This window comes from Mycobacterium sp., from assembly GCF_035570115.1.
In the GTDB taxonomy this organism is placed as follows: Bacteria; Actinomycetota; Actinomycetes; order Mycobacteriales; family Mycobacteriaceae; genus Mycobacterium.
Genome location: NZ_DATMLH010000025.1, coordinates 67,080 through 74,344, shown reverse-complemented (window position 1 = coordinate 74,344; position 7,265 = coordinate 67,080). Strand labels below are relative to the sequence as shown.

At 63.0% G+C, this 7,265-nt stretch carries 7 protein-coding genes; 4 read left to right on the top strand and 3 right to left on the bottom strand.

Annotated elements, in window-relative coordinates:
* Positions 1-2: 2 nt before the first annotated feature.
* Positions 3-860, bottom strand: coding sequence for a lysophospholipid acyltransferase family protein (locus tag VNW74_RS02005; RefSeq protein ID WP_325674936.1), 858 nt, complete (start codon positions 858-860; stop codon positions 3-5).
* A 140-nt stretch (positions 861-1,000) separates the two neighbouring features.
* Between VNW74_RS02005 and VNW74_RS02000 the strand changes: the two genes are divergently transcribed.
* A complete protein-coding gene (locus tag VNW74_RS02000) occupies positions 1,001-1,573 on the top strand; it encodes a TetR family transcriptional regulator (RefSeq protein ID WP_325674924.1) in 573 nt (190 codons plus the stop codon).
* A gap of 150 nt (positions 1,574-1,723) precedes the next feature.
* Positions 1,724-2,086, top strand: a complete 363-nt coding sequence (locus VNW74_RS01995; protein ID WP_325674935.1) for a PAS domain-containing protein — start codon at positions 1,724-1,726, stop codon at positions 2,084-2,086.
* On the opposite strand, the gene VNW74_RS01990 is transcribed toward VNW74_RS01995, so the two are convergent.
* On the bottom strand, positions 2,083-2,766 hold the full coding sequence (locus VNW74_RS01990) for a TetR/AcrR family transcriptional regulator (RefSeq protein WP_325674923.1): 684 nt from the start codon (positions 2,764-2,766) through the stop codon (positions 2,083-2,085). The genes VNW74_RS01995 and VNW74_RS01990 overlap by 4 nt on opposite strands.
* A 35-nt stretch (positions 2,767-2,801) precedes the next feature.
* Positions 2,802-4,700 carry a putative bifunctional diguanylate cyclase/phosphodiesterase gene (locus tag VNW74_RS01985; RefSeq protein WP_414686576.1) on the bottom strand — a complete coding sequence of 633 codons (1,899 nt, stop codon included), beginning with the start codon at positions 4,698-4,700 and terminating at the stop codon, positions 2,802-2,804.
* Positions 4,701-5,292: 592 nt separating this feature from the next.
* Here VNW74_RS01985 and VNW74_RS01980 point away from each other — a divergent pair.
* Together VNW74_RS01980 and VNW74_RS01975 are read left to right on the top strand one after the other, a co-directional pair.
* Positions 5,293-5,976, top strand: coding sequence for a TetR family transcriptional regulator (locus VNW74_RS01980; protein WP_325674922.1), 684 nt, complete (start codon positions 5,293-5,295; stop codon positions 5,974-5,976).
* Positions 5,977-5,990: 14 nt separating this feature from the next.
* On the top strand, positions 5,991-7,232 hold the full coding sequence (locus VNW74_RS01975) for a cytochrome P450 (RefSeq protein ID WP_325674921.1): 1,242 nt from the start codon (positions 5,991-5,993) through the stop codon (positions 7,230-7,232).
* Positions 7,233-7,265 lie beyond the last annotated feature (33 nt).

Genomic DNA, 7,265 nt, shown 5'->3' with positions numbered 1-7,265 from the left:
TGTCAACCATGTTCCGGCGCAGCGGGTTCCAGCGCCGTCGGCTCAACGGCATGCGGCCAGGCCAATGGATTGAGCCTGCGGAACGGATCCTTGGCGCGCACCACCTGCAGGTTGGCGAGACTCTGTTCCAGCGACTGCCTGGTGGCGTGTCGAACCGTTTCCAACCAGGTTGCGGCGCTCTTGCCGGCAGGCTGAGCGGTGCTGATCGGTTCCCCGAAGGCCAGGTACATCCGCTGCGGGCGGGGAATCAGCGTCGGACCGATGCCGCGTACGAGCGGCATTGTCATATCGCCGCGCCCGGAAACTCTCTCGCCGATGGATTGGCTCAACCGACCCCAGGTGCTGTCTCGGGCGAAGAGGCTCTGATACACATCGTCCCCGCCGACCAGCGCAACGGGAACAATCGGATAGTTGCTCTCGATGGCCACCCGAGCGAAGCCGCTGCGGCCATCCCAACGCAGTCGGTACTCCTCACCTTTGAACTTGCCGATCTCCCGTCCCCCGCCCGGAAATACCAGCACGGTTTCGTTGTGGCGCATCAGTTCTCGCGCCGTGTCGGGGTGACCGACCACGCCGCCGTAAGCGGCTATCAAGTCCTTGGCGAAGCCGCGCGCCTGGCCCATACTCCGTTCCGCCAAAGGGCGTACCCGAACCCCCAATTCGCGCCGCAGGTAATAGGAGACAAGAAAAACCTCCGCGCCGGACTGAGTGTGGTTACCCACCAAAAGGAACCGTCCGTCGCGCGGTAATCTCGCCAACCCGTCGACGTACGGTCGATACAGGTCGATCACGGGATTGAGTCCGTCGCCGATGTTGCCCAGCACCTGGCTCAACGCCCGGACTCGGCGAGGCTGATCCATGATCGCCGCCAACTCCTCGGCGGTAACAGTCTTCTTGCCTTCCGGCGGCCCCAGCCTCACTCGGTCTCTCCCTTCCCGGTCGCTGACGACACTCCGACCACCGTACCAGACGAACTAGTTCGTTCGGCTATGCTGCTTCTGTGAGATCGAAGGCGGAGTTGCGCGACGAGATTTTTGCTGCCGCCCGCGCCGAGTTCGCTCAACACGGATTGGCGGGGTCTCGCATCGACCGGATCGCCGCCACCGCGCGGGCAAGCAAGGAGCGACTGTATGCGCATTTCGGCGACAAGGAGACGCTGTTTCGCGACGTCGTCGCCGCCGATGGTAGGGGATACTTCGCCGCGGTCCGCATGCGGCACGACGCCGTCGCTGAGTTTGTCGGCGAGGTCTACGACTTGGCCCGCAGCCACCCTGAACACCTTCGGATGCTCACCTGGGCCCGGCTCGAGGGGCTGACAATCGAACCGCCGGAATTCGACGACCAGGCGCCACCGGCACATGCCCTCGCGACGATCGAAGCGGCCCAAGCAGCGGGCTACGTCGACAAGTCGTGGGCTCCGCTGGACCTACTGATATTGCTGTTCGGGATCGGCCTGGCTTGGGCGCAATTCCCTGATCCTCAACCCGAGGCCGACGACCCCGGGGTCGTCGCGTCGCGGCGCGCATCTGCCGTCAAGGCGGCAGCCCGCATCATCGCGCCGGCGTCTGAATAGCAGCTCTGGCTAACAGGGGTTGAGCATTGACTTCATAGAAATCTCACAGTTTGTGGCTATTAAGAACAAGCGCACTTACGGATGCATCGCATGAACCATAATCAGGCGGTGGAGCGCAGACGTAACGGCCGCCAGCCGGGCCAATCACCGATGACGATTCTCAAGCAGTTGCCGGCGGTGGTTGTGCTGGAGCGGATCCCGGTCCCCGTGCTCGCGATCGCTCATGACGGCACTGTGCTGTTCGCAAATACGGCCTTTTCAGAGATGGTCGGCCGGGCTGCCGAGGAAATCTTGTCGCTGAAGTTCGATGAGATCTTCCACCTCGCGCCCAGCACCGAATCGCCCGTCTCGGTCGTCCAGGCATTGGCGAACATGGTCGTCGAGTTGGCACACCAGGACGGCTCAAGCGTGCGCGCACTGATGAGCAGGTCGGCGCTGATACGTGCCGATGACGAGATTGCGCTCGCCACATTCCAGGATTTGACCGAGCAGTTGTGGCTTGACGAACGCTAGCCGCCGGATTTCGAGCTTTCCGGTGGGTCGACGGCCTTGATCGCGAGAGCTGTACGCCGCTTGGCGAATTGGGTGAAGTAGTCGCTCCGGTCCGGTTGCACGATGCCGCGCAGAACCGTCGACAGTGCCTTCCCGAAGTCACCGAGCAACTGCACCGGCTCGTCCAGATTGCTGGCCTGCCGCATCCCCACGTAGATCGATACCAAGAGTCGTCCGACGTCTTCCGGATCACCTTGCTCGACGATGTCGCCCTCGACGATGCCTCGCTCGGTGATCTCTCCCAGCAGTTCGATCCAGCCCCCCAGCAGCCGCTCTTGCAGCTTCTCGGTCCGACCGACCGATTCGAGCAGATTGAATGACGCTCGAGTGACATCTTGGGTGATGTCCGCAACAGCGATCAGGTAGCAGAAGTCGATAAGCGTTTCCAGCCCGGATAACTTTCGGGCGAGCAGGTTTTGGATCGCCTCGCCGTATGTCTCGGTCTGCACGTCGACGATGGCCAACGCCAGTGCGTGCTTCGACCGGAAATGGAAATACATTGCGCCCTTGGTCAATTGGGCTTCAGCGAGAATGTCGTCGAGGCCGACGGCGTAGTACGGGCGTTGAGCGAACTGGTGTGCGGCGGCTCGCAAGATCTGATCTCGCGTCGTGTCCGGTCGCTTGTCGATCAGGTCGTTCATCGTTGAATCCTGCAGCTATGAGCCATCTTTGCGTGTTATATCGTGCTTGGAGTCAGGGCCTGGCTGTCAGCCAGGAAGGGCATGGGCATCCAGCGCGAGGACAGCAGCGACTCCATTGCATTGCCGGGCAGAGGGCGCGACAACAGGTAGCCCTGTGCTCGATGGCACCCATGTCGCATCAAAGTCAGTGCGGCGGCCGGGGTTTCTACGCCTTCGGCCACCAACTGCAGGCCGAATGCTTCAGCCAGCCCGATGATCGCCCGGACTATCGCCAGATCGCGGCTGCTGGTGCCCAGGTCGCGAACGAACGACGTGTCGATTTTGAGGGTGTCGACCGGTAGCGACTTCAGATGCGACAGAACGGCATAGCCCGTGCCGAAGTCGTCGATGGCAATCTGGACTCCGACCTCTTTCAGTTCCTCGAGCGTTCGGCGGGTGGTTTCGATGTCGCGAACCACTGCGCGCTCGGTGATCTCCAGGCACACCGAGCCGCCGTCGATGCCGAACTCATCGATCGTTTCGGCCACGCTGCTGACGAAACCTCGAGTGACCAGTTGGGCCGGCGACACGTTGAGGCGCAATGTGGTGTTATGGCCCACGCCTCGTGAACGCCAGCGGCTGAAATCCGCACACGCACTTCGCATCACCCATCGGCCCAATTCCCCGCCGAGGTTGGCCGATTCGGCCACGCCGATGAAAGACTCCGGTAGTAGCAAGCCCCAAGTCGGGTGCCGCCAACGAACGAGCGCCTCGGTCGCCACGATCGCACCGGTCCACAGGTCGACCTCCGGCAGATAATGCAGCGTCAAGGCTTCGCTGTCGATTTCGCCGCTGAGGTGGAGTTCGATGTCGTTGCGGAAGAGACGCTGCAGGGACATGTCATCGCTGGAGACAGCAACGTGGTTGCCGCCGGCGCGCTTGGCTGTCAGCACGGCCTCGTCGGCGCGATGGAGCAGGTCGCTGCTGTTGTCGCGTCCCGGCATGCCCACCGCCACGCCAACGCTGACGGTGCGGGTGATCATGTGGCCACCCAGTGCCATTCGGTCGCGCAGCGCCACGCACAGCTCGTCGGCCGTCTTCTCCGCGGCTTCGATCGACATCGGCCGATCGGGAACGACGACGAATTCGTCTCCGCCCAGCCGAGCCGTCATGCTGCCCGGGCCGGCTTTTATCCGCAGCTGTTCACCGAATGTCCGGATGAACCAGTCGCCGGCGCTGTGGCCGAGGTAGTCGTTGATCGACTTCAGCCGGTCGAGGTCGAGATACAGCACCGGGACCGGACCGGGCCGCCCCACTGCGAGCCTCTCGGAAAGATGGGCGATCAGCGCGCGGCGATTGTGCAGACCGGTCAGATCGTCGTGCTCGGCGAGGTCGCGAAGCTTCTCTTCGGCTGTGATCCGTGCCTGAAGTTGCGCAAGTAGCGACGCGATGGTCTGGATCGTGTTGAGTTCGTCGGCCCGCCACTTTTTGCGACGAAATTTCATGCAGGTGAGCTGGCCGGTCGTGACTCCCCCCGAGATCAGTGGTGCCGCGGCCGCCGAGGGCGAGGTGATCTTGGAGGCATCGAGGCCCCAGCGGTCGTAGGCGCCGGCAACCCAGCGTGCGTAAGCGGGCTCGGTCGGCTCCGGCCGGATCACGACCAAGTTCTTCCCGTGCTCGCACAGCGCCAAGATGGGGTCGGCGCTGCTGAAGTGTGCGACCGTTTGTGGGTCCGGGCCTGCCTCGTCACGTCGCGGTGGCCACGCCGCGACCAACCTGGAAACCCTGATTTTGTGGTCGTTATGGCGCAAAAACGCAGCGTCGATATCGAGATGCTGGACGAGCTCGGCGAGCACCTGCTCGTTCACGTCGGCGACGGTGGAGGCAGTCGTGTCCATCAACCGAGTGGCGACGATGGTGACCAAGTTGCGCGCCAAGGTCTCCTCCGATGTCATGCGTGGCTCGGGATGCGGCGTCGGTTTCGGGTCTGGAATATTGAGCGTTTGTCTAAGCCGGTATCGATGGTGGGCGCAGCAGTCGAGAAGCGAAAGTATATACGCCAACGAAGCCGCTGCGCCGAGGTTAACGATATGACAGGCCTCTAGACCGGCAATTCACCCTGTCGGGCGGTAATTGGGTGACGCTACCCGACGTGGGCGGCCGGGAATGTGCAGAATGTCAGTCCATTTAGCGGGCGGCCAAGTCGTGCTCGGGTCTTTGGCTGCGTCCCGCAGTGCGTGCCGGGAGAGCGGCCTGACGGCGGCTCGGTTGCCTCGGTGCGGGCGCACAGTCCTCGGATCGGTGAATCGCGCTGGCCAAGAATAAGTGCGCGTAAATGTGGTTTCGTGTCGTCATAAAAATTGAATGCGCCGAAATTGTCACCATGCGAGGCGCCTTTGTGCATTCGGCATACGCCCGTTTGCGACCGTCGGCCCGGTACCGAGATCGTCCTTCCGGTCCGCGGCGGCACGGTTGCCGGGCCGGTCAGCGGAGCGCCCGCCCTGCGTCACGCAGTTAAATAAACTGCTTGATTTAACCTCGGCGCGGGTGTTCACTGAGGCGGTGACCGCAGCCAGAGTCCTGCGCAACGATCGGTCGACGGGTACCCGAGAAGCGATCTTGTCAGCAGCTGAGCGGTTGTTCGCCGAGCGCGGCATGTACGCCGTGTCCAATCGGCAAATCAGTGAAGCGGCGGGGCAAGGCAACAATGCCGCGGCCTGTTACCACTTCGGCACCAGGACCGATTTGCTGCGCGCCATCGAAAGCAAACACCGGGTGCCAATCGAGGAATTGCGGGCGCAGATGCTGGCCGGCATCGGCAACTCGACCGAGCTCCGGGACTGGGTCGGCACACTGGTACACCCGCTCGCGGATCACCTGGCGGCTCTGGGCAACCCGAGCTGGTACGCCCGCTTCGCCGCTCAGGCGATGGCCGATCCCACCTATCGGCAGGTGGTGACCAAGGATGCGCTCGGATCACCCATGCTCGTTTGGGCGATCGACGGCATCAACCGCTGCCTGCCCGACCTGCCGAAGCGAGTCCGCTTCGAACGGATGGTGATGGCTCGCAACCTGCTGATGCACACCTGCGCCGAACATGAAGGAGAGCTCGCCGAACACGGGCCGCGGTCACGGTCCAGCTGGCCGATCGCGGCCGAAGGATTGATCGACGCGATCGTCGGCTTATGGCGGGCGCCCGTTCACCGCATGGTGGCCCCGCTATCTCACTGACCGGAAGGAGTGCTATGGCTGACATGTCGACCGAAACGATGAGCGAGGCCGAAGCGGAGGTACCGGACTATCCGATGGCCCGGGCGGCGGGTTGCCCGTTGGCTCCCGCGCCTGTGGCGTTGCAACTCAACGCCGTCAAACCGCTTAGCCGCGTGCGGATTTGGGACGGCAGCACTCCGTGGTTGATCACCGGCTACGAAGCGATACGTGCGCTGTTCACCGATTCCCGCGCCAGTGTCGACGATCGCAAGCCCGGCTATCCGCACTGGAACGAAGGCATGTTGGCGACGGTGGACAAGCGACCGCGTTCGGTGTTCACTTCAGATGCTGAGGAGCACACCCGGTTTCGTCGCATGTTGTCCAAGCCGTTCACCTTCAAGCGGGTCGAAGGTCTGCGGCCGGCCGTCCAGAAGATCACCGACGACCACATCGACGCGATATTGGCCGGTCCTCAGCCGGCGGACCTGGTTGAGACGTTGTCGCTACCGGTCCCGTCGTTGGTGATCAGTCAGTTGCTGGGCGTGCCGTATTCGGACGCGGAGTTCTTTCAAGAGCAGGCCCACAAAGGGATGGGCCGATTCGCCACCGCCGAGGAGTCGGCCGAAGGCGCCACAGCGCTGGCGAGATACATCGCCAAACTGGTTCGCGCCAAAATGGAAGACCCGACTGAAGATTTGGTAGGCGACCTTGCCGAGCGGGTAAATGCCGAAGAGCTCAGCGTCCGCGAAGCAGCCCAGCTGGCCACCGGCGTGCTGATCGCCGGACACGAGACCACCGCCAACATGATCAGCCTGGCAATCGTGGCGCTGCTGGAGCATCCCGAGCAGTTTGCGCTGTTGCGCGACACCGACGATCCGAAGGTGATCGCCACCGCTGTCGAAGAGTTGATGCGCTACCTGAGCATCATTCAGACGGGTCAACGCCGGGTCGCCGTCGAAGACATCGAGCTGGCGGGCGAGGTGATCCGCGCCGGAGAGGGCATCATCCTCGACGTCCCGCCGGCGAACTGGGACGCTCGTCGCTACCCCAACCCGGATCGGCTGGACCTGCAACGCGAGGACAACCCGCATGTCGGCTTCGGCTACGGCCGGCACCAATGCGTCGGGCAGCAGCTGGCCCGGATGGAGTTGCAGATCGTGTTGCACACCCTGCTGCGCCGCATGCCGACGCTACGGTTGGCGGTCCCACTGCAGCGGTTGCCGTTCAAACACGATGCCCTGGCCTACGGGCTATACGAACTACCCGTCACATGGTGAACTGCATTGTGAGCGAAAACATCAAGAAATTTC